The organism is Pseudogemmatithrix spongiicola, assembly GCF_030623445.1.
In the GTDB taxonomy this organism is placed as follows: Bacteria; Gemmatimonadota; Gemmatimonadetes; order Gemmatimonadales; family Gemmatimonadaceae; genus Pseudogemmatithrix; species Pseudogemmatithrix spongiicola.
In genome coordinates this window covers 1-21,553 of the sequence record NZ_CP130613.1, presented here as the reverse complement: position 1 = coordinate 21,553, position 21,553 = coordinate 1, and the positions used below count along the sequence as shown (strand labels likewise).

Sequence of the window (21,553 nt, the reverse complement as noted above, 5' to 3'; positions counted from 1 at the left end):
CGTGGCCAGAATCATCGCAATCGCAAACCAGAAGGGCGGCGTCGGAAAGACGACGACCGCCGTGAACTTGGCCGCCTCGCTCGCAGCGGCGGAGCAGCGCACGCTGCTCGTCGATGGAGACCCCCAAGGGAACGCCACGAGCGGTATCGGGCTCTCACGGGACAGCTTCGAGGAGACCGTCTACGATGCTCTCTTGGATCCCACCCGGGTCAGCGAGGCCATCCGCCGCGGCGTGCAGTTCAAGCACCTCGATGTGCTTCCCGCGACGCCCGATCTCGCAGGGGCCGAAATCGAACTGGTGAACGAGGACGAGCGCGAGCTCGCAATGCGCCGCGCCCTGGAGCGGGTGCGCGAATCCTATGATTTCATCTTGATCGATTGCCCGCCATCACTCGGCTTGATCACGATCAACATGCTGGCGGCTGCGGATTCCCTGCTCATCCCACTGCAGTGTGAGTACTACGCCCTCGAGGGCTTGTCGCAGCTCCTGAATACCGTGCACTTGGTGCAGCAGGGCGTGAATCCGTCGCTCGGGATCGACGGCGTGCTGCTGACGATGTACGACGCGCGCCTGAACCTGTCGCGCCAGGTCGCGGCCGATGCGCGCGAATACTTCGGCGCCAAGGTGTTCGATGCCGTTATTCCGCGAAATGTCCGACTCGCGGAAGCTCCGTCGTTCGGGAAGCCTATCATTCTCTATGATGTGGCGAGTGTTGGCGCACAGGCATACATGGGTGTTGCCAAGGAACTGATCGAACGAAATTCCTAAGTCGTTGTACTGCAACAACTTGTGCGATTTTCGCGCGTTATTGATTTATAAGTTGTTGTAAGTAAAGCAGTTATGAATAATCCATCGTCGCAGGGAATTATGAACAACGAGAAGGGTCGCCGGCTCGGCAGGGGCCTAGAAGCGCTCATCGCAAAGGCGCCGACCCGGGCGCCGGTCATTGAGCCGGCTCCTGGTGAGACGAGGGTCGTGAGGACGGCGACGACAGAGGAGCCGCGCACCCCGTATCGCGTGCTCGCCCTCGCAAAGATTCGGCCGAACCCCCTGCAACCGCGCAAGGAGTTCCGCGAGGAGGATCTCGCAGATCTCGAGGCATCGCTGCGCGTAAGCGGCCTGCTGCAACCCATCACGGTGCGTCCCGCGCCTCGGGGCCAAGAGGGATTCGAGTTGATTGCGGGCGAGCGACGCTTCCGCGCTGCGCAGCGCTTGGGGTGGTCAGAAATTCCGGCAGTCGTGCGCGATGTCGACGACCAGACGCTGCTCTCGCTGGCCATGGTCGAGAACCTGCAGCGCGCCGACCTCAATCCGATCGAAGAGGCCGAGGGATACGACCAGCTGATTCGCGAGTTCTCGCTCACGCAGCAAGAGGTCGCCGACATCGTCGGTAAGGATCGCTCGACGGTGGCGAACATCCTCCGCCTGCTGGCGCTGCCCGCGTCAGTGCGTCGCCTCATCTGGGACGGCGCGCTCACGGTCGGCCACGCGCGCGCGCTGCTCGGCCTCGGCGACGCGACGGCGATGGCTGACTTGGCCCGCGCTGCGGTCGCGGAGGGGCTCTCGGTGCGGGCGGTTGAAGAACGCGTCCGGAGCGAAGGCCAGCGAAAGAAGCCCGCGCGCAGCACCGCAGGTACCGATGCGCGAACGGCAGAGGTGCGGGACCTCGAGGACCGCCTGCGCCGCCACTTGGGCACCGACGCTCGCATCGTGCAGGCAGGCAAGTCGCCGCGGGGGGAGTTGCGCATCCCCTTCTACACCCACGAGGATTTCGAGCGTGTGCTTGAACTCATCCTCGGCCGAACCCTAGACTGATGCCCGCACGGCCCACGCCACGGCAGGTGAAGGCGACCGGCGCGCGCGATGCGCACGGCCACATCCTCGATGCGGAGGGCGGGGCGCTATACGTGCATCTGCACCGCGAGTCCGGGCTCGCACACCGGCACTACGTGATCAAGCCGTGGCAGGTGCGTGCGCTGGCATTCGCCACCTCGCGCGTGACGCTGCTACTGCTCGCCATCGCCGCCGTCTCGTGGAGTTGGATGGCAGCACAAGCGGCGCGGGTGCCGCTCATGACACAAGAAATCGCGCGCCTTCGCGCGGAGGCCGAGCGCATCGACACGCTCTCGGCGACCCTGACGGAACTGCAGGCCCGCTACGAGCAGGTACAGCGCATGCTGAGCGCGGCGACGGCGCAGCAGGCCCTCGCGGCGGCCCGTGATACGGCCGCAGCCGTCCCCCGCACCCCACCTGGCATCGGGGGGCGCTGACGCGCCCCGGTGTCGCATCCGAGCGAACGAGCACATGGCAATCTTTTCGAAGGACGAGAATACCGGACGCAGCGCTCCGCGGGCGGGCGGTGAAACCACGCTTTCCATCGTCTCCGCAGGAACCACGGTGAGCGGCGACATTTCCTGCGCGGGCGTGCTGAAGGTCGAGGGCCAGATCGACGGCAGCGTGCGGCAGGCGCGCCAGGTGATGCTGGCCAAGGACGGCGCGATCCGCGGCGACGTCAGCGCGCACGAGATCGTGGTCGGTGGCCTCGTGGACGGAAACGTCTCGGCGGCCGATCGGCTTGAGTTGCAGCCCACGGCGGTGGTCAACGGCGACATCGTGACAAAGTCAATTGTCGTGATGGAGGGCGCGCGCATCAACGGCACGGTGAAGATGACCGAGCTCGCACTGGTGGGACGCAGTGCGGACGGTCGCGAGGCGCGCGTCGCGCGTTAGCTGGAAGTCGGCAGTAGCGCGCCACCATCGGCACCCTGTCTCGGTCACCAGACACACGATATCCACAGAAATTGTGGGTTGTGAACATTTGATTACTGGAACTATCTAAATTGTTGTCAAGTAAACATTTAGGTTGGTATCACTTTCGCGGCAGCGCGAAGCGAATCGTTCTTATCCACAGCCTCGTCCTCGGGATTCTTGGTTGTGGTGGTCGCGATGCGGATGTGCAAGAAAATCAAGGGTTTCGGGTCGCTCTCCTCACACCCGGTCCCATCTCGGATCAGTCGTGGAACGCCGCCGCCTACGACGGCTTGATACGGGTCCGCGATACGCTGGGTGCCGAGGTGCGGCATGTCCAAACGCGCACGCCGGCGGAGTTCGAAGAGAACTTTCGCCAATACGGTGCGAGCGGCTATTCCCTGGTGATTGGGCACGGCTTTGAGTTTCAGGACGCGGCGCAACGCGTGGGACCGGAGTTCCCGAAGACCGTGTACGCCACGACGGGCGGCACGGGTACCGGCGCCAACATCGCCGCCATGAGCTTCGCATTCGACGAACCGTCGTATCTCGCCGGCATTGCCGCCGCGGCCGTGACGCGGACCGGCGTGCTTGCCGTCATCGGTGGCACGGAACTTCCGCCGGTCCGCGCGAGCTTCGACGCCTTCACCGCGGGCGCCAAGTCCGTGAACCCCAACGTGACGGTGCTCACGGCATTCATCGGCAACTGGGACGACGCGGGTGCCGGCAAGGAACAAGCGCTGGCCCTCATCGCCCGACGCGCAGACGTGATCTTCCAGAACGCGGACGCGGCCGGTCAAGGCATCTTCCAGGCGGTGCGCGAGACGCCGGGTGTCTGGATCGTCGGGTCCAACGCTGACCAGAACGCGCTCGCACCCCAAGCGGCGCTCGGATCGGTGGTGATCGATATCCCGCACGCGTTCCTTCTCCTCGCCCGCGAGGTGCGCGACGGCTCGTTCACGCCGCGCGTGGTGCGCTTCGGCACGGCATCTGACGTCGTGCGCTGGGTGCCGAACCCTGCCGCGCCTGCGCTGGCCGCATCCGTGCAAGCGCGCATCGACTCCGTCCGTCGCGCCTTCGCCGACGGTCGCGGTCCGACGCTCGTCGCGACCCCATGAGCGTTGCGCTGACCGAACTCGCCGCGTACCTGGATACCGAGCTCGCGGTCGCGACGACGCCCGACTATCCGCCGGCGCTCAATGGCGTGCAGGTCGGGCACCGCGGCCCCGTCACGCGCATCGCCGCCGCGGTGGATGCCTCGCTGCAGACGATTGCGATGGCGGCGGATGCCGGCACGAACCTGCTGCTCGTGCATCACGGCTTGTTCTGGGGCGGCCTCCGCCCACTCACGGGCCCGCACGAGGCGCGCGTGCGCGCGCTCTTCGCGCACGACATCGCCGTCTACAGTGCGCACTTGCCGCTCGACGCCCACGCCACGTTCGGCAACTCGGCGCTCTTGGCACGTGAGCTCGGCCTCAGCGTGACCGGCGGCTTCGCGAAGCACCAGCATATCCATTGTGGCGTCCGCGGCGACGCGGACCTCGACACCGCAACGTTGATCGCCCGCGTGCGCGCGTGGGCCGAACCCTGGGGGCACCACACCGTGGCCAGCGCGGTGCCGGCCGGGCATCGCACGCATCGCTGGGCGATCTGCTCGGGATCCGGAGCCCAAGTGGACACCCTGCGCGAAGCGTACAGCAGCGGCGTCGACACGCTCATCGTCGGCGAGGGTCCGCACTGGAGCGCCGTAGAGGCAGCCGAGTACGGACTCGTCATCGTGTATGCCGGCCACTATGCGACGGAGACGCTGGGCGTGCGCGCGCTGGCCGCGCATCTCGAGACCCGCTTCGGCGTGCCGTGGCAGTTCCTGCACGCGCCCACGGGCCTGTGAGCGCACTGGCGCTCGCCCTCACCGACATCCACAAGTCCTTCGGCGACACACGCGCGCTTGACGGCGCGACGTGTCATGTCCGGCGCGGCAGCATCCATGCCTTGCTCGGCGAGAACGGCGCCGGCAAGACCACGCTGATGCGCATCGCGTTCGGCATGATCCCGGCGGACCGCGGCACGTACGAACGCAGCGGCCGTCCCGTGCGATTCGCCTCCGAACGCGACAGCATCAGCGCCGGCATCGGCATGGTGCACCAGCACTTCATGCTCATTCCGGCCTTCACCGTCGCGGAGAACGTGGCGCTGGGCGGCCACGGAAGGTTCCGGGCGTCAGACGCCGTCGCGGCCGTGCGGCGTGTCGGGGAGGCGACGGGTCTCGCCCTCGATCCGCACGCGCGCGTGGCGGACTTGCCGATCGGTGCGCAGCAGCGTGCAGAGATCGTGCGCGCGCTCGCGCGCAACGCCGACACGTTGATACTCGACGAACCGACGGCGGTCCTGACGCCGTCGGAGAGCGAGGACTTGTATCGCTGGATGCGGCGCTTCGCCGCGGCGGGTGGTACGGTGGTCCTGATCACGCATCGGGTGCGCGAGGCGCTGGGCGTCGCCGATGACGTCACCGTGCTGCGTCGCGGACGCACGGTGCTCACCGGTGCCGCGGACGCGTTGGAAGAGAATGCGGTTGTTGCGGCCATCGTCGGCGATGCGCTGGCGGCCGACGGTGCCGCGCCGTTGGATGCGACGGACGGCCCTGTCGTCTTTGCCCTGCAGGGCGCATCGGTGCGCGACGCCGCGGGACGCGTTCGCCTCCGCGCCACCGATCTCGTGGTGCGCGCGGGCGAAGTCCTCGGCGTGCTGGGCGTGGAAGGTGCGGGTCAGCGCGAGCTCCTGCGGGTGCTCGCGGGCCGGATCGCGCCGACGTCCGGCAGCGTGCAGCGCCCGGCGACCGTGGGCTTCGTGCCCGAGGATCGTCTTGAGGACGCGGTGATCCCGGAGTTCACGCTCACGGAAAACCTCGCCCTCGCGCATGCCGGCACACTGCGCGGCCGCGTGGACTGGGCACAAGAGCATCGTGTCGCCGAGCGGGTGATCGCGCAGTACGACGTGCGCGCAGCGGGGGCGGAGGCAGCCATGCGCTCCCTCTCGGGCGGCAACCAGCAACGCTTTGTGGTCGGACGCGAACGGCATCGCGCGCCGCAGGCGCTGGTCGCGGAGAATCCGACGCGCGGGCTGGACGTTCGGGCAACGGCGCGCGTGCTCGCGACCATCCGCGAGCTCGCGCGCGCGGGGCAGGGTGCCGCGGTGGTCTATTCGACGGATCTCGACGAGATCCTCGCGCTGACCCGCCGTATCGTGGTGTGTTTCGACGGGACGGTGCGTGAGGTCGCGCCGCCTGCCGACCCGACGGACCGCAGCCCATACGCCCGCGCCCTCGTGGGGGCCGACGCGTAATGGAAGCGTTGCTCGCCTTCTGGGACGGAGCCTTCGGCTCCGCGTTCGCCGTGCTGTCGGCCACGCTGGTGCGCGCGACCCCGCTGCTGTTCGTCGGGTTGGCGGTGGCGCTCGCTTTCCGCGCCGGCGTGCTGAACATCGGTGCTGAAGGGCAGTTGGTGCTGGGTGCCATCGGGGCGTCGGCCGTGGCGCTCGCCACGCCGACCTGGCCCCGTGCGCTGGTGGTGCTGGCGATGCTCCTGGCCGGCGCCGCAGCGGGCGGCCTCTGGGCCGGAATCGCCGCCCTCCTGCGTCGTCGCTTCCACGTGCTCGAGGTAATCAGCACGATCATGCTCAACTTCGTCGCTGCGGCGTTGGTGAGTTGGATGGTGCGCGGTCCGCTGCAGGAACCGACACGCGTGTATCCGATGTCGGAGAGCTTCGCGGCCGCGGCGCGCTGGCCATTCCTCGTGCCGGGGCAACGCCTGCATCTGGGCTTTGCGCTCGGCCTGCTTGCCGCGGGCATGCTGTGGTTCGTGCTGCGACATACCGCCGCGGGCTTTCGCATCCGTGCCGTCGGAGCCGGCCCACGTGCCGCGGCGAGCGCTGGTGCCGTCGATGTCTCACGCGTGACGGCGCGGGCGTTCATCGCGAGCGGTGCGCTGGCCGGCCTCGCCGGGGCGTCGGAGGTCGGCGGGGTGACGTGGGCGCTCTATGAGGGCATCTCCCCGGGCTACGGTTACACCGCCATCGCCGTGGCGCTGCTCGCGCGGCTCGATCCGCGCTGGGTCGTGGTCACCGCAATCGGGTTCGGCGCGCTCGAGGCCGGCGGCGCGGCAATGCAGCGCACAGCGGGTGTGCCCGCGGTCGCCGTACAGATCGTCACCGCGACCACGCTGCTGGCGGTGCTGGGCGCGACGCGCTGGCGCGCGCGCCGACGCCGCGAGGCGGGAGCGTGATGCTGGAGCTGCTGCTCGTGCCGTTCCTCGAAGCGACGATACGCACGGCCACGCCGCTCGCGTTCGCGGCGCTCGGGGAGTTGGTGTCGGAGCGTGCGGGCGTGATCAACCTGGGGATGGAGGGTGCGATCATCGCGGGTTGCCTCGGGGGTGCGGCGGCCGCGCTCGCGGGTGGCAGCGGCATCGGATATCTCGGCGCGGCGGCGGCGGGGCTCGCACTGGCGAGCGTGTTCGCCTTTTTCGTGGTGCGCGTCGGCAGCGACCAAATCATCACGGGCACCGCCATCACCGTACTCGGACTCGGTGTCACCGGCACCGTATTCCACCTGGCACCGACGTTGGTCGGCGTCGGTGCCGCGCTGCCCACCACCGGTCCGATCGCGCTGCCCATCCTCTCACACATCCCGGTCGTTGGCAGGGTGCTCTTCACGCAACCGGCGCCGACGTATGCGCTCTATGTGCTGGTGCCGCTGGTCGCGTGGTGGATGCGCCATACGCATGCGGGCTTGGCGTTGCGTGCGGTCGGCGAGTCTCCGGCCGCCGCTGCAGCCGCGGGCGTCGCAGCCGGTCGCGTGCGTGCGCTGGCGATTGCGTTCAGCGGCGCGATGGGCGGCCTGTGCGGCGGAACGCTGGTGCTGGCGCAGGTCGGGAGCTTCAACGAGAACATGAGCGCGGGCCGCGGGTTCATCGCGATCGCCATCGTCGTTCTCGGTCGGTGGACGCCGTGGGGCACGGCAGGCGCGGCGCTGGTGTTCGGAGCGGCCTTCGCGCTGCAGTACCTCGTGCAATCGCTCGGACTCGCCCTCCCGTACCAGCTCTTTCTCGCGATGCCGTACGTGCTCACGTTGGTGCTCTTGGCGACGCAGCGAGGACGCGCCGTCGCCCCGGCACACCTGGGCCGCTAGTCCGCCGACTCGACCGTCGCGTCCGATCGTCGCGGCGGCAGGTACGGGCCGCCGAGGTCCCAATGCCACGCCTCGCGGCGTTCGCCGCTGCGCGGATCCTTGAGGGGATGATGCTGCAGGCGTTCGGCGGGAATGCCGACGCGACGTCCCCACGCGAGGAGGCGCTCGCGATCCGTGGACACCAAGTGCGCCATGGGTCGGCCGAGCCACACGTGGCGATGCAACCAGAGTCCGCCGTCCATCGCGTGAATCATGCCATCCCGCCGACGCGCGAACTCCACCCACTCGTCGAGCAGGGCGGCGGCGTCCTTGGGGGGTGGGATGGGTGGCACGCGAAACGGCGTGCCGTCGCGCGCGTCTGCGCTCAGCGGCAGACGACGACCCCTTCGGGGTCGCCAGGCGTCGGGGCGCTGACCTGGCCCCAGAAGATGGCGCAGGTCAGCGGATACGACTGTGGGTGCGTGGCCTTCGCCGACCAGCCGCCGGTGTTGGCGGCGATGATCGTGAGATAGACGCCCTTGGATCCCCGGTACTTCAGGTCGGACGTGTCCGTGGTGTAACGCGCGTGCTCGTAGAAGTACGCTTCCTGGGCGCTCGCCAGGTTGCGCAGGTCGGCGCGCAGGGCCGCGGCGTTCGCCTTGCCCTTCGTGTTCTGGAACTTCGGCACCGCAATCGCCGCAATGATGCCGATGATCACGACGACGATCAGAAGCTCGATCAGCGTGAATCCGCGCTTGGCGGTGGCAACAGGCACAGGGTGGCTCGGGGCGGGGCGAAGGGGGACCGCTAAGTGACGCGCATCACGCCGAATCGTGACTGCGTGGCGATGCTGCGCTCGGTACCGCGTACGATAGCAAACACCGGGCCGCATGACATCTACGAGGGCAACGGGTTGCCATCAAAGGATTTACAGCGGAAGCGCTGACCCCGCTAGGTCTGCCTGTCCGGAATTCCGCCGACAGTTGACGCAAGCTGCAACGGCGTCACGAATGGCGACGGCCGTCTTTAGGCCTTAGCCAGGAGCCAGTTCTCGCCGCTCCCGATGTCCACCACCAGCGGCACGCGGAGCTGCACGGCACCGGTCATCTCGCGATCGACCAAGGCGCGGAGCGCCGTCTCCTCGTCAGGCGGACACTCGAACACCAGTTCGTCGTGCACCTGGAGCAACATGCGGGCCGTATGCTTCGCCTCCCCCAGCGCGTGATGGATGCGAATCATCGCCTTCTTGATGAGGTCCGCCGCCGAACCCTGGATCGGCGAGTTCTGTGCGAGACGTTCGCCGAAGGCCCGGGTGTTGAAGTTCCGGTCCTTGATCTCGGGGATGTAGCGTCGGCGCTTGAAGATGGTCTCGACGTATCCGCGCTCGCGGGCCTCGGCCACCGCGGTATCGAGCCAGGTGCGCACGCCGGCAAACCGCTCGAAGTACGTCTCGATGAAGGCCTTCGCCTCGGCGTGATCGATCTTGAGCTGGCGGGAGAGTGCGTGTGCGCCTTGGCCGTAGATGGTCGCGAAGTTGATGGTCTTGGCGCGTGCGCGCATCTCTGACGTGACGGCCTCGAGCGGCACGCCGAAGATGACGCTCGCCGTCTGGCGGTGGATGTCACCGCCGGCCTCGAAGGCCGCGACGAAGGCCGGGTCCCCGCTGAGATGCGCCAGCAGGCGCAGTTCGACCTGCGAGTAGTCGGCGGCGAGCAGGCGCCAGCCCGCGCGGGGGATGAACCCTCGGCGGATGTCTTTCCCGAGCTCCCGGCGAATCGGGATGTTCTGCAGGTTCGGGTCGTGCGACGCGAGTCGGCCGGTACTCGCGACCGTCTGCGCATACGAGGTATGGAGACGGCCCGTATGCGGATTGACGAGTCCGGGCAGCGTGTCGAGATACGTGCTCTCCAGCTTCGCCAGCTCGCGGTACTCCATGAGCAGCTGCGGGAGCGCGTGCCCCTCGTCGGCGAGCTCCTGCAGCACGCTGGCGTCGGTGCTCGGGCCTGTGGCGGTCTTCTTCTTGATGGGCAGGCCGAGCTTCTCGAAGAGGATCGTCCGCAGCTGCGGGTTGCTGTTGACGTTGAAGCTCTCGCCGGCTTCGGCGTGGATCTGCTTCTCGAGGTCGAGGCGCGCCGCCTCGAAGCGCGTCTTGAGCGACCGGAACCACGGCACGTCGATGGTGATGCCGGTCCACTCCATCTCGGCGAGCACATCCACGAGCGGGAGCTCGACCTCGTGCAGCAGCGCCGTTGCGCCCTGCTCGGCGAGCCGCGGCAGGAACAGCTCGCGCAGCCGCAGCGCGATGTCGCTGTCGGCACAGGAGTAGTCGCGCGCCGCCGCGATCGGCACTTCGTCGTACGGCATCTGCTGCTTCCCCTTGCCGCAGAGTTCGTCGTAGCCCGTCATGGCCACGCCGAGGAACTCGACCGCGAGCGCGTCGATGGCGTGCGAGCGGCGGCTCGGGTCGAGGACATAACTCGCCAGCATGGAATCGAAGTCGACGCCGCGCAGCGTGATGCCCGCGCGGCGGAAGACCAGCAAGTCGTACTTCACGTTGTGCGCCGTCTTCTTGACGCCCGGGTCCTCGAGCAACGCGCGGAGCGGGGCCATCGGCTCGCTCTCCAGCGGCGGCAGATTCACCACCGGCTGTGGTCCCTCGGCGAGCAGGCGCGCGGCGATGCTGGCGGGTGCGGCGCTGGCCTTGGACTTGGCTGGTGCGGGCTCATCGCCCAGCGCGAGGCCACCCTGTGCGCTGCCGGGCATGCGGTGCGCGAGCGGGAAGTACCACGCCTTGCCGGGCGCCGTCGCCATGGAGATCGCGACGAGATTCGCGCGCATCGGCGTGATGATCGGCGGCGCTCCCGCATCGAGCACCGTCTCGGTGTCGACGGCGATGACGCCAGCGGCGCGCGCCTCGGCGATGGCCTCGGCCAGCAGCGCCGGTGTGTCGGCCACGCGATAGTCGGTCGCCACGGGCGCCGGTGTGCCGGGCACGGCGGCCCGCGCCGCGCGCGCACTCACCATGTGCCCTTCCACGTCCACCGCGGCTTCCGCCGCGCGCTCGAGCCCCGCGTTCGGCGCCGCGCCGGCAGCTTCGGCATTCACGGCAGCCGTGCGCGCCGCCGTGCCGAACTCGAGCTCCACGAACAGGTCGCGCAACGCGACCCAGTCAGGGGGATCGAGCGTGAGCGACGAAAGGTCGAGGGCGATCGGGAGATCGCGCTTGAGCGTGACGAGTTCCTTCGAGAGCCGCGCCTCGGCTTCCGCGTTCTTCAGCGCGTTGCGCGCGCGCGTGGGTTCGATCTCGTCCACGTGCGCCAGCATGTTCTCGACCGTGCCCCACTTCTCGATGAGTGCGAGCGCGCCCTTGTCGCCGATGCCCTTTACGCCAGGGACGTTGTCGGCCGTATCGCCGACAAGCGCGAGGTAGTCGATGACGCGCTCGGCCGGGACGCCGAGGCGCTCGTGTGCGTTGTCGACGCCGTACCACTTCTCGGTCGTGCGCCCCGGCGGGCCGTGCCACGGATTCAACACCCAGACGCCGGGCTGGACGAGCTGCAGCAGGTCCTTGTCGCCCGAGACCACGCAAACCTCGAGTCCGGCCGCCACGCCCTGCGGCGCAAGCGTCGCGATGACGTCGTCCGCTTCGAAGCCATCGAGTTCGAGCGTGGGGATGCGATAGCCGGCGAGCAGCTGGTGCACGCGCTCGACGCCGGTATCGAAATCCTGCTGCTCTTCCTCGGGCAGCGCGACGCGGTTGGCCTTGTACGCCTCGAGCAGTTCCTCGCGGCCGGAGGAGCCGGCGTCGTTCACCCAGCCGAGGTACTCCGGCTTGTGCTTCTCGATGAGGCGGCGGAGAAACTCGCTGACGCCCTTGGCCATGCCGGTGTTCTCGCCGCGCGCATTGCGCAGCGGGACGCCGCCCCCGAGGGCGTGGAACGAGCGGTAGATCAGCGCGTAGCCATCGATCAGATAGAGGCGCGGACGTCCGGGAGTGCTCATGGGCGTAAACTATCGCAGGCCCGCGAGGACGGCGGCGACGGCGACGGCGGTGGCGACGCGGAGGTTGTCATCGAGCGGACGGCGCGGGTACTCGGCGATCGCCGCGACGGCTCCGAGCCCGAACGCGACGGGCCACGGAGCCTGCGCCAGCAGGTGACAGCCGATCGCGGTGGACACCACGGCGGCCAGCGACCCGACCCACGACTTCTTGCCCTGCGGCGCGTTGCGGAGCGCGGCAACGCTCCGCCCGACGACGGCCGCGCTCGCGTCCCCGACGGCAGCGGCCCAGAGCGCAGCCACCGCCGCGCGCTCCGGCGCCACCCACACGACAGCGGTCATCGCGATGGCCAACCACGTCGCGCCCGTGAGCGCCTGCGTCTCGTGGCCGCGCAGCAGCGGGCCGACCATCGCCATGAACTGCCGGCCAATGGCGGCGGAGTTACGCCGCAGCAGCTCGATGGTGAGGGCAACCAGCACGGCCGATGTCAGCACGGCGCGCAGCTGGGCCGTGGTCACGGTTCCGGCGACCCACGCGAGCGGCAGCGCTGCCGTGAGAAGGTGCAGCGCCTTGCGCGCGAGCTCGGCGCGCAGCGGCGAGGGCGGTGCGACTGTCACCGCAGTTGGCGACGCAGCTCCACTTCGAAGCGGGATTCGCTGGCCTGGGTGAGGCGCCAGCGTCCGGCACCGGTCTGGTCGAAGAACTGCAGCTGGATCGCCCGGTCGCGATACTCCCACACCTGCTGGCGCGTCCGCGAGAGGTCGGTGAACGAGGGCTCGAGGATCTGGTCGGGTTCGCCGAGGACGATGAACACCCTGCCGCGATCGGACTGCCAGCCCGCGACCCCGTCTTCGCGGAAGCGCGCATTGGCGCGTGCGAGCCGCGCGAAGTAAGCCCGGAGATCCTCGTTGACGGCCGTCACCGGAATGGAGTCGGTGTCGCGCATGAAGGCCGCCCAGGCCGCGGGGCGTTGCTCTTCCGGCGCTTCCCGCAGTGCCTGCAGGCGCGCAGGGCGCGCAAAGAACCGCAGGAACTGCAGCATGTCCTCGAACCGCGCGATCGGCAGGTCATCACCGAACCCGACGAACACGTACGCGGACGACGTGTCGGCGCCATTGCTGCCGACGAGGGCAACCTGCGAGACGCCGACGCCGAGGCGCGTGACCGGCACGAGCACGATGCCCGATGCCATGGTCGCGTGGCCGTCGAGCCGCACCGTATCCCGCCACAGCAGCCGCCCGCTCTCGCCGCGCGCGAGAAGCGCGAGGACGGTGTCCGCCGGATTCGCGCTTTCGACGTACATGGGAATCGTGCTGTCCTGCCCGAGGGACGCCACGGCGCGCGGTCGCGCGAGGAGGAACGGCAACGTGTCGCGGGATTCCCGCGGAATGATGCGATTCACCGGCAGGGGCGCAGACAGCGGGTGCCGCGCGAAGTCTGGCACGTCGACATCCACTTCCTCGACGATGCCACGCTGGCTGCTCACGTCGCGCACCGAGATCGTGAGGCGATAGCGCCCCGGCACCAGATCGAGGATTTCCTGGAAGAGGATGCTCTCGTCCGTGCGCTCCGTCTCGCGGAACGCCCCGACGACCACGCTCTCGGTCGTCTGTGCGTTGACGGGGGCGGCGCCATCGCGGGCCGCGGAGACGGAGACGGTGTAGTTCGCCCGGAAGCGATCGTCCGTCTCGCGGTTGAAGCGCAACGCGGTGGGCGCAAAGCCCAGGACGACGACGACGTGCGTGCTGTCGGTGGTTCGCGCGGGCAGGGCGCCGATGCGGCCGACCACCGGGAACGGCTGGCCCCGCGCAATCATGCCCATCTGCCGGTAGAGCGGCAGTGGGTCGAAGGACAGGTTGCGCTGGTCCCGCTGGACGGCGGGCGCCGGACCGGCGCCCGCGTTGGGCGTCGAGCCGCCGCCGCAGGCGGCGCTTCCCAGCAGGAGCAGGCCTCCAACGAGGCGAACAGTCGCGGTGTGCAGACGGAGCATCGGGAACGAGGGCAGAATGGCCAGTAATCTACACCGCAGGCTGGTGCATGGCCCTCGGGAACCGTCCAGCTTCGCGCCGGTGCTTGCACGCCTGCGTGCAGGCACGTAGGTTCGGCGCCGTGACGCGTGACGCATTGGTAGGCACGACGCTGGCCGGGTATACCCTCGTCGACCGGGTCGGTGAGGGGGGGACTGCAACCGTGTATCGCGCGTCGCACGCCGAGCATGGCACGGTCGCGTTCAAGGTGCTGCGCGAGAAGCTGCGACAGGACCGTACGGCGGTCGCGCGATTCACGCGCGAGGCGGGCTTCGGCACCCGCGTCCAGCACCCCAACGTCATCCGCACGATCCAGACGGGCGAAGAGAACGGCGTGCCATTCCTCGTCATCGAATGGGCGGCCGGCGAGCTGCTGGAGTCGTACGCCAAGCGGCACGCGCCGTTTCCGCCCGACGAGGTCTGTGCCATCGTCAGCCAGATCGCGAGCGCCGTGTTCGCGGCGCACCAGGCCGGCATCGTGCATCGCGACCTGAAGCCCGACAACGTGATGTACGATCACGAGAGCCGCACGGTCAAGCTGCTCGACTTCGGCATCGCGACGGCCACGGATACCACGCCCGATCAGCGTTTGACGCGCGCCGGGTTCTTCGTGGGCACCTTGATGTACGTGGCGCCCGAGGCGCTGTCCGGTGAGATCGTCTCGCCGGCGGCCGACCAGTACTCGCTGGCGACGATGGCGTATCTCTTCCTCACCGGTGCGCTGCCGTACACCGCCCGCAGTCCGCGCGACATGTTCACGCAGTTGCTGTCGCAGCCGCCCGTGCCGCTCAACAAGGCGAAGCCCGAGTTGCAGTTCACGTCCGAGGTCGAGGCGGTCGTGATGAAGGGGCTCGCCAAGCTGCCGAGCGATCGCTACGCAGACGTGGTCGCGTTCGCCGATGCGCTGTGCACGGTGCTCAAGGACCCGTTCCCGGCGGCCGCGCCGAGCGGCGGGCTCTTCTCGAAGATGAAGGGGCTCTTCGGGCGTTAGGGCTGCACCGGCAGCGACGGGTCGAGCGGCAACCAGCAGGTAAAGACGCTTCCGCGCCCGGGCAGGCTCTCCACCGTGATGTCGCCGTCCAGCAGGCGGGCCAGCCGTCGCGTGATGGTCAACCCGAGCCCGGTGCCGCGCCGCACCGAATCGGCGCGCGCGCCGGAGCCCACCTGTTCGAACTCCTCGAAGATGCGCTGCAGGTCGCGCTCGGCGATGCCGATGCCGGTGTCGGCCACCTGCAGGGCGATCCACGGACCGCCCGCCGCAAGGAGCGGCCGTTGGCGTGCCGCCCGTGCCTCGAGATTGCGGGCCACGTCGCGCACCAGCGTGGCCCGCACGGTGATGCTGCCCTCGGTGGTGAACTTCACCGCGTTGCCGAGGAGGTTCACGAGGATCTGCCGCAGGTGCATGGGGTCGGTGCTCACCCGCGGCAGCGACGCCGGCACCTGCACCGAGAGCGCGAGCCCCTTCTCGATCACCAGCGGTTCGATCTCGCTGGCCACGTCAATGACGAAGGCGCGCAGCGAGAGGGGCTCACGTTGCACGTCGAGCCGCCCCGCCGAGAGCTTGGCGAGGTCGAGGATCTGGTCGACGAGCGCCTGGAGGTGCTCGGCGGATTGCTGGATGCGCTCCACGGGACCGATCATGCGCGGCGTGAGCTCGCCGTACGAGCCGTCCCGCAGCAGGTCGACGTAGCCGACGATCGCGGCGAGCGGCGTGCGCAGTTCATGCGACACGTTCGCGAGAAACTCGCTCTTGGCGCGGTTCGCACGCGCAAGCTCGAACGAGAGATGCTCGAGCTCCGCACTGCGCTCGCGCAGGCGGCGGCGGCGTTCACGCTCCGTAAGGAGCAGCGCGAGCAGCGCGACGAGTGCACCGGCCCCCAACACCCAGCTCAGCATCGGCACATTGACCGGACCGCCCTCCGCAGGTAGCCTCCGCGCATGGATCCTCGCTCCCGTCTCCTCGACCTGCTCGCCACGCGCAGCGCGCGCCGCGGCTCATTCACGTTGGCCTCGGGTCGCCAGTCGGACCTCTACATCGACTGCCGCCCGACAACGATGCATCCCGAAGGGCTTGCGACGATCGGCCCGCTGGGCTTGCACGCCATCGGCGAGCGCGGCTGGGCGCCGCAGGCGATCGGCGGCCTGACGCTGGGCGCCGATCCCGTGAGCTACGCCATCGCGTACGCCAGCCAGCTCGCCGACATGCCCATCCGCGCGTTCACCGTGCGGAAGGAAGCGAAATCGCATGGCACCGGCAAGGTGATCGAGGGCGCGTTCGAAGCTGGCGACCGCGTGGTGGTCGTCGAGGACGTCATCACCACCGGCGGCTCGGCCCTCCGCGCCGTCGAGAGCGTGCGGGCAGCCGGCGGCGAGGTGCTGGGCGTGCTGGCCGTCGTCGATCGCGGGGAGGGCGGACGCGAGGCGCTCGAGCAGGCCGGCCTCGAGGTCGCCGCGCTCGTCACCGCCGCGGAGATCGTCGCGCGGATGTAGGTGCCGCCCGCCGCCTAGCTGGCGCGGCGATGCACGGCGGGACGGCGATCCGCAACCGTCGGCGGAAGCGCGCGCATGCCGGGCCGGAGCGCGAGGGGACGCAGCTTCCGCAACGCGTCGCGGTGCGGGCGCACGAGTTCCGTGACGAAGCGGTCGAGCATCACGGCCGACGTGAACTCCCGCCGGAACTCCCCTGCCGAGCGCCCGAGAAACGTCTGCACGTGGCGCCCGAAGCTCTGCGGCGACGAGAAGTCGAGGGCGTTCGCCACATCGGAGACGGAGTGGCCCTGGTCCTCGAACAGGCGCGCGGCACGGAGCAGGCGCGCATAGGCGAGATAGCGCTTGGGGGCCGGCAGCTTGGCGCGGAAGAAGCGGCTCATGAGCGTGCTCGGCAGCACCTGCAGCCGCAGCGCCAGCGTCTGCACGGTGTCGTTGCGCTCGCTCGCGGCGAAGAGCGCCTCGAAGAACTGCCACGTCTCGTCGGGCACCGGCGCCAGTTCCTCGCGGATGCAGGCGAGGGCCTGCCGGTCCGTCGCGCGCATGGCCTCGGCCGCGAGGATCCGCCGGAGCTGGCTCCAGCCCGCCGGAATGCGCACGTCGACGAGGCGCGTGATGCCGGCGTTGCCGATGCGCAGCAACGTCTCGGCGCTTGGCGGCTCAGCGCCCAGCAGCGCCACCGTCGGCACGCTCGGGAACTCGCGCACCACGGTCGCGACGCGCCGATCCAGCTGCCGGCCACAGCGCACGACGCCAAGCAGCACCGCGCCGACGCGGCCGCGCTTGAGGTCCTCGAGCGCGTCGGCGACGGTCTCACGGTGAATCGCGCGATAGAGCCCTTCGCCGGCGGCATCGACGCGCGCACGTTCGTCGGGATCAAGGACCGTGACGACAGGGGCCTTCAGCGTAGGCAGCGGGGCGCTCATGGATCCTCCGGCGGGGACGGGACATGAAGTGGATCGGCGGACCTGCGCCGCGACGATGCGCGCGCGAGGTCATCGTCTCGTCACCGCCTGCGCGACAGGCGCCGCGGCGCTGTCATCGTTTCCGCGCTAGATTGCGGGAGAGGTTCCGTCGGACGATCGCGTCGTGGCTTCGGCTGCGCCGAGGAAAGTCCGGGCTCCTTGGACACGCTGCCAGGTAACGCCTGGGCACGCACGCGCGCGAGCGCACTGCGTGACGGACAGTGCAACAGAAAGCAAACCGCCTTCGGGAAACCGGAGGTAAGGGTGAAAGGGTGGGGTAAGAGCCCACCGCGTCGGCGGTAACGTCGGCGGCACGGCAAACCCCAGCGGGAGCAAGGTCAAATAGGCGGCGAGCAGCAGTCCTCTGCGAACAAGACGCCGCGGGTTGGCCGCTAGAGCGCACGCGCGAGCGGGCGCCGAGAGGAATGATCGTCCGGTGCGGCAACGCATCGACAGAACCCGGCTTACAGACGGAACCTTCGAGTGCCGCGGCGGGGGCGGGCGCACCAGCGCTCGCCCCCGTCGTGCGTCGCGATGTATGCTTCGGCCATGCACCGCCGGCTCCTGCCTGTCCTTGCCCTCGTGATCGTTGCGTGCGGACCCGCAAGCCCGGGGCGTGGGCGCGCGCCAGCCGCACGAACGACGCCCGCTGCCGCACCGGACTCGCTCGCGGGCCCGTGGTCGCTCCGCAACATCGGGCGTCCGCGGACCCAGGTGGTCACCCTGAGCGCCGTGTTGCGCTCGCGCGTGGACTCCGCGCAGCGCGAGGACACCCTGGCGAGTCAGGCCGTACTCGAATGGTCGCTCGTGCCGAACGCGACCCCGCGTCGCGCCGTCGGCATGGTCCGCGCGTTCAGCACGATCGTCGGCAGCGACTCCGCGTGGCAGCCGCTCGCGGGACTCTCCATGCCGGTGACGTTCGCCGCGGAAGTGCGGAGCGCCGACGCGCAACCGGCGTTCATCACGCCGGCCGACGGTGCCTGCGATGCGCGCGCAGCAGTCGTGCAGGCGTTGCGCGAGACCTGGCTCTCACCCCCGTCGTCGCTCGCGCGCGGCAGCACCTGGCGCGACTCGGCCTCCTATCCGCTCTGCCGTGACGGCATCGTGCTCCAGGTGCAGAGCCTCCGCGTGTTCACGGTCGAGGACGCGGTGGTACGCGATGGCATCCTCGTACTGCGCGTGCGTCGTGAGACGACGTCGTCCCTCGCGGGTCGGGGCCAGCAGTTCGGCGATTCGATCGTCGTGACAGGCACGGGCCGCGCGACCGCAGCGCTCGAGGTGTCGTTGGACGGTGCGGCGATTCTCTCCGGCAGCGGGTCGTCGGAACTCCGGCTCCAACTGCAAGGGCGCCGGCGCACGCAGGATCTCGTGCAGCACGGCGCCCTCATCATCCGTATGCCGTAGTCCGCACGGCGCGGGACTGCGAACTCAGTCGACCAGGCGCAACGGCATCAGGAGACAGAGGTACTTGGCCGCATCGGTCCAGCCCTCGGGCTCGATCGTGCTCGCACGCTCCGGTGCGCGGAACGTCATGCGCACTTCGTCCGTCGGCAGGTAGCGCAGGATCTCGAGGAGGTACGCCGCGTTGAACCCGATGTCGAGCGGATCGCCCTCGTAGCGGATCGGCAGCTCGTCCTGCGCTTCTCCCAGGTCCGGCGTGCTCACGGAGAACTTGAGCATGCCGGCGTTGAACGACAGCCGAATGCGGTGTGTCTGGTCCGAGGCGACCACGCTCATGCGGCGCAGGGCGCTCACGAGCGCCGCGCGATCGACGATGGCGTACTTGTCGTTGTCCTTCGGGATGACCTGCTCGTATCCCGGATACGGACCTTCGATGAGCCGCGTGTAGACCGACGTGAAGGGAGAGCGGAAGCCGAGGTGGTTCTCGCCCTGTGCGACCTCAAGTTCCTCCTCCGCGGGAAACAGGCGGCGGATCTGCTCGAGGGCCTTCGGCGGGATGATGAGATCCGCCTTCTGCCCGGCCTTCACCGGCACCTCCATCTTGGCCAGGCGATGTCCGTTCGTCGCGACCATGCGCATCGCGTCGGTGCGCAGCTCCCACAGCACGCCGTTGAGGATCGGGCGGCTCTCCTCGGTGCTCGCGGCGAAGGCGGTGTGGCCGATGAGCTTCTGGAGATCGCCCGACGGCACGCGAACCGCCTTGTCGAACTGCACGGCGGGAAAGCTCGGGAACTCGGACTTCGGCAAGCCGAGCAGCTTGAACTTGGATCGCCCGCACTCGAGGGTGATGCGCTGGTCGCCCGTCGACGAAATGCGCACCGGAGCCGGCGGCAGTTCGCGCGCAATCTCGCTGAGCTTCCGCGCCGGAATCGTGATTGCGCCGGCCGCTTCGACATCCGCGGTGACTTCCGTCGAGACGGCGATGTCGAGGTCGGTGCCGGAGATGCGGATGCCCTTCTCCGTGGTTTGCACCAGGAGATTGGCGAGCACGGGCAGCGTCGTCTTGTTGGGCACGGCCGGCGTGACGGCGGCGAGCCCTTCCTGGAGCTTCTCGCGAGTGATCGTGAAGCGCATCTGCGGCTGCGGGAAGAATGTTGAACAGCGCGGAACCCGGCTGTTGCTGTCTACTGAAATTCTTAAGTAGTAGACGTAGTAGAAAGGTGTGGATTGTGGACGAACCGCGAAAGTGCTTGTCGGAGCGTATCTTCGCCGCCGTCGCTCACGTGAACCATCAGTGGAGAGCGTGGGGAGTGCCGGGGGAAACGCGCACTGCCCGCCGCGGCGATGTGGACGGTGTGGACACTATGAGGAATGCCGGACGGTTTCCCGCACGCGTTCCACACGCCCGCGGAACTCGGCGCTTTCCTTCATCGTCTCCGCCACGCGTTCCAGGGAATGGATGACCGTCGAGTGGTCGCGGCCGCCGAAGGCCTGCCCGATCTCGACGAGCTGCAGGCCGAGGATCTCGCGTGCGAGGTACATGGCGACCTGCCGCGGGATCGTGAGGGTCTTGGTGCGCGTCTTGGACTGGAGCCCCTCGACCGTGACGCCCCATTCCGTGGCGACCCGCTGCTGGATGACGCCCATGCGGTCTTGGCGCTCGGAGCGCATGGGCGCGCCCTCGCTGGTGCGGATCTTGTCGCGCAGGGCCTCGCGGGCCAGGTCGACGGTGACGACGCGGTGCTTGAGCGACGCGTACGCCAAGAGCTTGATGATGGAGCCCTCGAGCTCACGGACGTTCGACTGGACGTGATCGGCGATGAAATGCAGCACGTCGTCGGGAATCGTGTGCTCGAGGTGATCCATCTGCGCCTTGCGGCGGAGAATGGCGATGCGGTGCTCGAGGTCGGGCTGCCCGATGTCGGCGACCATGCCCCAGGCGAAGCGTGATGCGAGGCGCGCCTCGAGCTTGGAGATCTCGGAGGGCGGGCGGTCCGACGTCAACACGATCTGGCGCCCCGCTTCATAGAGGGCGTTGAACGTGTGGAAGAACTCTTCCTGCGTGGAGTTCTTGCCGCCGATGAAATGCACGTCGTCGACGAGAAAGAGATCCGTCTCGCGATAGCGGCGACGGAAATCGTGCATGGCGCCCTTGCCGATGGACGTGATGACGTCGTTGGTGAACTGCTCGGTGGTGATGTAGGTGACGCGGGTCTGCGGGTTCTTGCGCACGATCTCTTGCGCGATGGCCTGCATGAGGTGCGTCTTGCCGAGTCCGGTGGGCCCGTAGAAGAAGAGCGGGTTGTAGGTCTTGCCCGGGGCCTGCGAGACGGCCATCGCGGCAGCGGCGGCGAGGTCGTTGGACTTGCCGATGACGAAGGTATCGAACGTATAGCGGTCGTTCAGGGACGACAGCGTAACGTTGTTCGGCTGCTTTTCTGGCTCTAGTGTGGCCTGTTCCTGTCCCTTTTGTGGCACGAACAGGTCCATCTGGCTGCGTTGCAGGCGCTCCTGCTGCACCCGCAGGGCAATCTTGACCGGATGGCCCAGCGCGACCGGGGCGTAGGATTCGAGGAGTGCCGAATGCCGGCGCTCGTTCCACTCGACCGAGAATTGGTCAGGGGCGTTGAGCACGAGCTCCTCGCCCGAGTACTCGGCGGCTTGGAGAGGGACCAGCCAGGTCTCAACTATGTGATCCGACAGCTCGGTACGAGCGCGATCCAACAGGCGCGACCAAGCGTCGGTGGCCGAAAGCGACAT

At 68.7% G+C, this 21,553-nt stretch carries 21 protein-coding genes and 1 other RNA gene; 13 read left to right on the top strand and 9 right to left on the bottom strand.

Translation table 11 applies throughout. The features are described 5' to 3' along the window. Nucleotide 1: 1 nt before the first annotated feature. The 9 genes from Strain318_RS00110 (at nucleotide 2) to Strain318_RS00070 (ending at nucleotide 7,934) form a co-directional block, all read left to right on the top strand. Complete coding sequence (locus Strain318_RS00110) at nucleotides 2-769, top strand: ParA family protein (protein ID WP_367886502.1); 768 nt, start codon at nucleotides 2-4, stop codon at nucleotides 767-769. 207 nt (nucleotides 770-976) lie between these two features. After that, on the top strand, nucleotides 977-1,816 hold the full coding sequence (locus Strain318_RS00105) for a ParB/RepB/Spo0J family partition protein (protein WP_367886501.1): 840 nt from the start codon (nucleotides 977-979) through the stop codon (nucleotides 1,814-1,816). Next, nucleotides 1,816-2,271, top strand: coding sequence for a hypothetical protein (locus Strain318_RS00100; protein ID WP_367886500.1), 456 nt, complete (start codon nucleotides 1,816-1,818; stop codon nucleotides 2,269-2,271). The genes Strain318_RS00105 and Strain318_RS00100 overlap by 1 nt, the downstream gene beginning before the upstream one ends. A gap of 34 nt (nucleotides 2,272-2,305) precedes the next feature. Continuing rightward, a complete protein-coding gene (locus tag Strain318_RS00095; RefSeq protein WP_367886499.1) occupies nucleotides 2,306-2,731 on the top strand; it encodes a bactofilin family protein in 426 nt (141 codons plus the stop codon). A 224-nt stretch (nucleotides 2,732-2,955) separates the two neighbouring features. Beyond that, complete coding sequence (locus Strain318_RS00090) at nucleotides 2,956-3,867, top strand: BMP family protein (RefSeq protein ID WP_367886498.1); 912 nt, start codon at nucleotides 2,956-2,958, stop codon at nucleotides 3,865-3,867. Continuing rightward, a complete protein-coding gene (locus tag Strain318_RS00085) occupies nucleotides 3,864-4,640 on the top strand; it encodes a Nif3-like dinuclear metal center hexameric protein (RefSeq protein ID WP_367886497.1) in 777 nt (258 codons plus the stop codon). Before Strain318_RS00090 ends, Strain318_RS00085 begins: the two co-directional genes overlap by 4 nt. Then, nucleotides 4,607-6,091 carry an ABC transporter ATP-binding protein gene (locus Strain318_RS00080; RefSeq protein ID WP_367886496.1) on the top strand — a complete coding sequence of 495 codons (1,485 nt, stop codon included), beginning with the start codon at nucleotides 4,607-4,609 and terminating at the stop codon, nucleotides 6,089-6,091. Before Strain318_RS00085 ends, Strain318_RS00080 begins: the two co-directional genes overlap by 34 nt. Further along, nucleotides 6,091-7,029, top strand: coding sequence for an ABC transporter permease (locus Strain318_RS00075; RefSeq protein ID WP_367886495.1), 939 nt, complete (start codon nucleotides 6,091-6,093; stop codon nucleotides 7,027-7,029). Before Strain318_RS00080 ends, Strain318_RS00075 begins: the two co-directional genes overlap by 1 nt. After that, the gene (locus Strain318_RS00070) at nucleotides 7,029-7,934 is read left to right on the top strand and encodes an ABC transporter permease (protein WP_367887867.1); all 906 of its coding nucleotides are present in this window, start codon (nucleotides 7,029-7,031) and stop codon (nucleotides 7,932-7,934) included. Before Strain318_RS00075 ends, Strain318_RS00070 begins: the two co-directional genes overlap by 1 nt. Here the strand turns inward: Strain318_RS00070 and Strain318_RS00065 are convergent. The 5 genes from Strain318_RS00065 to Strain318_RS00045 all read right to left on the bottom strand — a co-directional run bounded on the left by Strain318_RS00065 (nucleotide 7,931) and on the right by Strain318_RS00045 (nucleotide 13,903). Then, on the bottom strand, nucleotides 7,931-8,266 hold the full coding sequence (locus Strain318_RS00065) for a hypothetical protein (RefSeq protein WP_367886494.1): 336 nt from the start codon (nucleotides 8,264-8,266) through the stop codon (nucleotides 7,931-7,933). The two genes, Strain318_RS00070 and Strain318_RS00065, sit on opposite strands and share 4 nt — an antisense overlap. Before the next feature lie 32 nt (nucleotides 8,267-8,298). Next, nucleotides 8,299-8,688 (bottom strand): type IV pilin protein, encoded by a 390-nt coding sequence (locus Strain318_RS00060; protein WP_367886493.1) that lies wholly within the window; start codon nucleotides 8,686-8,688, stop codon nucleotides 8,299-8,301. A 251-nt stretch (nucleotides 8,689-8,939) separates the two neighbouring features. Continuing rightward, nucleotides 8,940-11,915, bottom strand: a complete 2,976-nt coding sequence (gene polA, locus Strain318_RS00055; protein WP_367886492.1) for a DNA polymerase I — start codon at nucleotides 11,913-11,915, stop codon at nucleotides 8,940-8,942. Nucleotides 11,916-11,924: 9 nt separating this feature from the next. After that, nucleotides 11,925-12,530, bottom strand: a complete 606-nt coding sequence (locus tag Strain318_RS00050; RefSeq protein ID WP_367886491.1) for a diacylglycerol/polyprenol kinase family protein — start codon at nucleotides 12,528-12,530, stop codon at nucleotides 11,925-11,927. After that, nucleotides 12,527-13,903: a GWxTD domain-containing protein gene (locus Strain318_RS00045; protein WP_367886490.1), complete on the bottom strand. Its 1,377-nt coding sequence runs from the start codon at nucleotides 13,901-13,903 to the stop codon at nucleotides 12,527-12,529. The genes Strain318_RS00050 and Strain318_RS00045 overlap by 4 nt, the downstream gene beginning before the upstream one ends. Nucleotides 13,904-14,022: 119 nt before the next feature. On the opposite strand from Strain318_RS00045, the gene Strain318_RS00040 reads away from it, so the two are divergent. Beyond that, entirely contained in the window at nucleotides 14,023-14,931 is a 909-nt protein-coding gene (locus Strain318_RS00040) for a serine/threonine-protein kinase (RefSeq protein WP_367886489.1), read from the top strand. On the opposite strand, the gene Strain318_RS00035 is transcribed toward Strain318_RS00040, so the two are convergent. Then, entirely contained in the window at nucleotides 14,928-15,836 is a 909-nt protein-coding gene (locus tag Strain318_RS00035) for a sensor histidine kinase (protein WP_367887866.1), read from the bottom strand. The two genes, Strain318_RS00040 and Strain318_RS00035, sit on opposite strands and share 4 nt — an antisense overlap. A 42-nt stretch (nucleotides 15,837-15,878) precedes the next feature. Between Strain318_RS00035 and pyrE the strand changes: the two genes are divergently transcribed. After that, a complete protein-coding gene (pyrE, locus tag Strain318_RS00030; protein ID WP_367886488.1) occupies nucleotides 15,879-16,430 on the top strand; it encodes an orotate phosphoribosyltransferase in 552 nt (183 codons plus the stop codon). 14 nt (nucleotides 16,431-16,444) lie between these two features. Here pyrE and Strain318_RS00025 read toward each other — a convergent pair whose 3' ends face one another. Continuing rightward, nucleotides 16,445-17,353, bottom strand: coding sequence for a helix-turn-helix transcriptional regulator (locus Strain318_RS00025; RefSeq protein WP_367886487.1), 909 nt, complete (start codon nucleotides 17,351-17,353; stop codon nucleotides 16,445-16,447). Nucleotides 17,354-17,493: 140 nt separating this feature from the next. Between Strain318_RS00025 and rnpB the strand changes: the two genes are divergently transcribed. Both rnpB and Strain318_RS00015 read left to right on the top strand, forming a co-directional pair. Further along, nucleotides 17,494-17,875: RNase P RNA component class A (gene rnpB, locus Strain318_RS00020), an RNA gene on the top strand. Between the two features lie 249 nt (nucleotides 17,876-18,124). After that, nucleotides 18,125-18,796, top strand: coding sequence for a hypothetical protein (locus Strain318_RS00015; protein ID WP_367886486.1), 672 nt, complete (start codon nucleotides 18,125-18,127; stop codon nucleotides 18,794-18,796). A gap of 24 nt (nucleotides 18,797-18,820) precedes the next feature. Here Strain318_RS00015 and dnaN read toward each other — a convergent pair whose 3' ends face one another. Beyond that, nucleotides 18,821-19,927, bottom strand: a complete 1,107-nt coding sequence (dnaN, locus tag Strain318_RS00010) for a DNA polymerase III subunit beta (protein ID WP_367886485.1) — start codon at nucleotides 19,925-19,927, stop codon at nucleotides 18,821-18,823. Between the two features lie 228 nt (nucleotides 19,928-20,155). Then, on the bottom strand, nucleotides 20,156-21,553 hold the full coding sequence (gene dnaA / locus Strain318_RS00005) for a chromosomal replication initiator protein DnaA (protein ID WP_367886484.1): 1,398 nt from the start codon (nucleotides 21,551-21,553) through the stop codon (nucleotides 20,156-20,158).

What these genes read in the sequence shown, in the direction of transcription:
- Strain318_RS00035 (WP_367887866.1), bottom strand. Translation starts at nt 15,836, where the DNA reads ATGCTGAGCTGGGTGTTGGGGGCCGGTGCACTCGTCGCGCTGCTCGCG.
- Strain318_RS00095 (WP_367886499.1), top strand. Translation starts at nt 2,306, where the DNA reads ATGGCAATCTTTTCGAAGGACGAGAATACCGGACGCAGCGCTCCGCGG.
- Strain318_RS00100 (WP_367886500.1), top strand. Translation starts at nt 1,816, where the DNA reads ATGCCCGCACGGCCCACGCCACGGCAGGTGAAGGCGACCGGCGCGCGC.
- dnaA (WP_367886484.1), bottom strand. Translation starts at nt 21,553, where the DNA reads ATGTCGCTTTCGGCCACCGACGCTTGGTCGCGCCTGTTGGATCGCGCT.
- dnaN (WP_367886485.1), bottom strand. Translation starts at nt 19,927, where the DNA reads ATGCGCTTCACGATCACTCGCGAGAAGCTCCAGGAAGGGCTCGCCGCC.
- Strain318_RS00085 (WP_367886497.1), top strand. Translation starts at nt 3,864, where the DNA reads ATGAGCGTTGCGCTGACCGAACTCGCCGCGTACCTGGATACCGAGCTC.
- pyrE (WP_367886488.1), top strand. Translation starts at nt 15,879, where the DNA reads ATGGATCCTCGCTCCCGTCTCCTCGACCTGCTCGCCACGCGCAGCGCG.
- Strain318_RS00025 (WP_367886487.1), bottom strand. Translation starts at nt 17,353, where the DNA reads ATGAGCGCCCCGCTGCCTACGCTGAAGGCCCCTGTCGTCACGGTCCTT.
- Strain318_RS00075 (WP_367886495.1), top strand. Translation starts at nt 6,091, where the DNA reads ATGGAAGCGTTGCTCGCCTTCTGGGACGGAGCCTTCGGCTCCGCGTTC.
- Strain318_RS00070 (WP_367887867.1), top strand. Translation starts at nt 7,029, where the DNA reads ATGCTGGAGCTGCTGCTCGTGCCGTTCCTCGAAGCGACGATACGCACG.
- Strain318_RS00045 (WP_367886490.1), bottom strand. Translation starts at nt 13,903, where the DNA reads ATGCTCCGTCTGCACACCGCGACTGTTCGCCTCGTTGGAGGCCTGCTC.
- polA (WP_367886492.1), bottom strand. Translation starts at nt 11,915, where the DNA reads ATGAGCACTCCCGGACGTCCGCGCCTCTATCTGATCGATGGCTACGCG.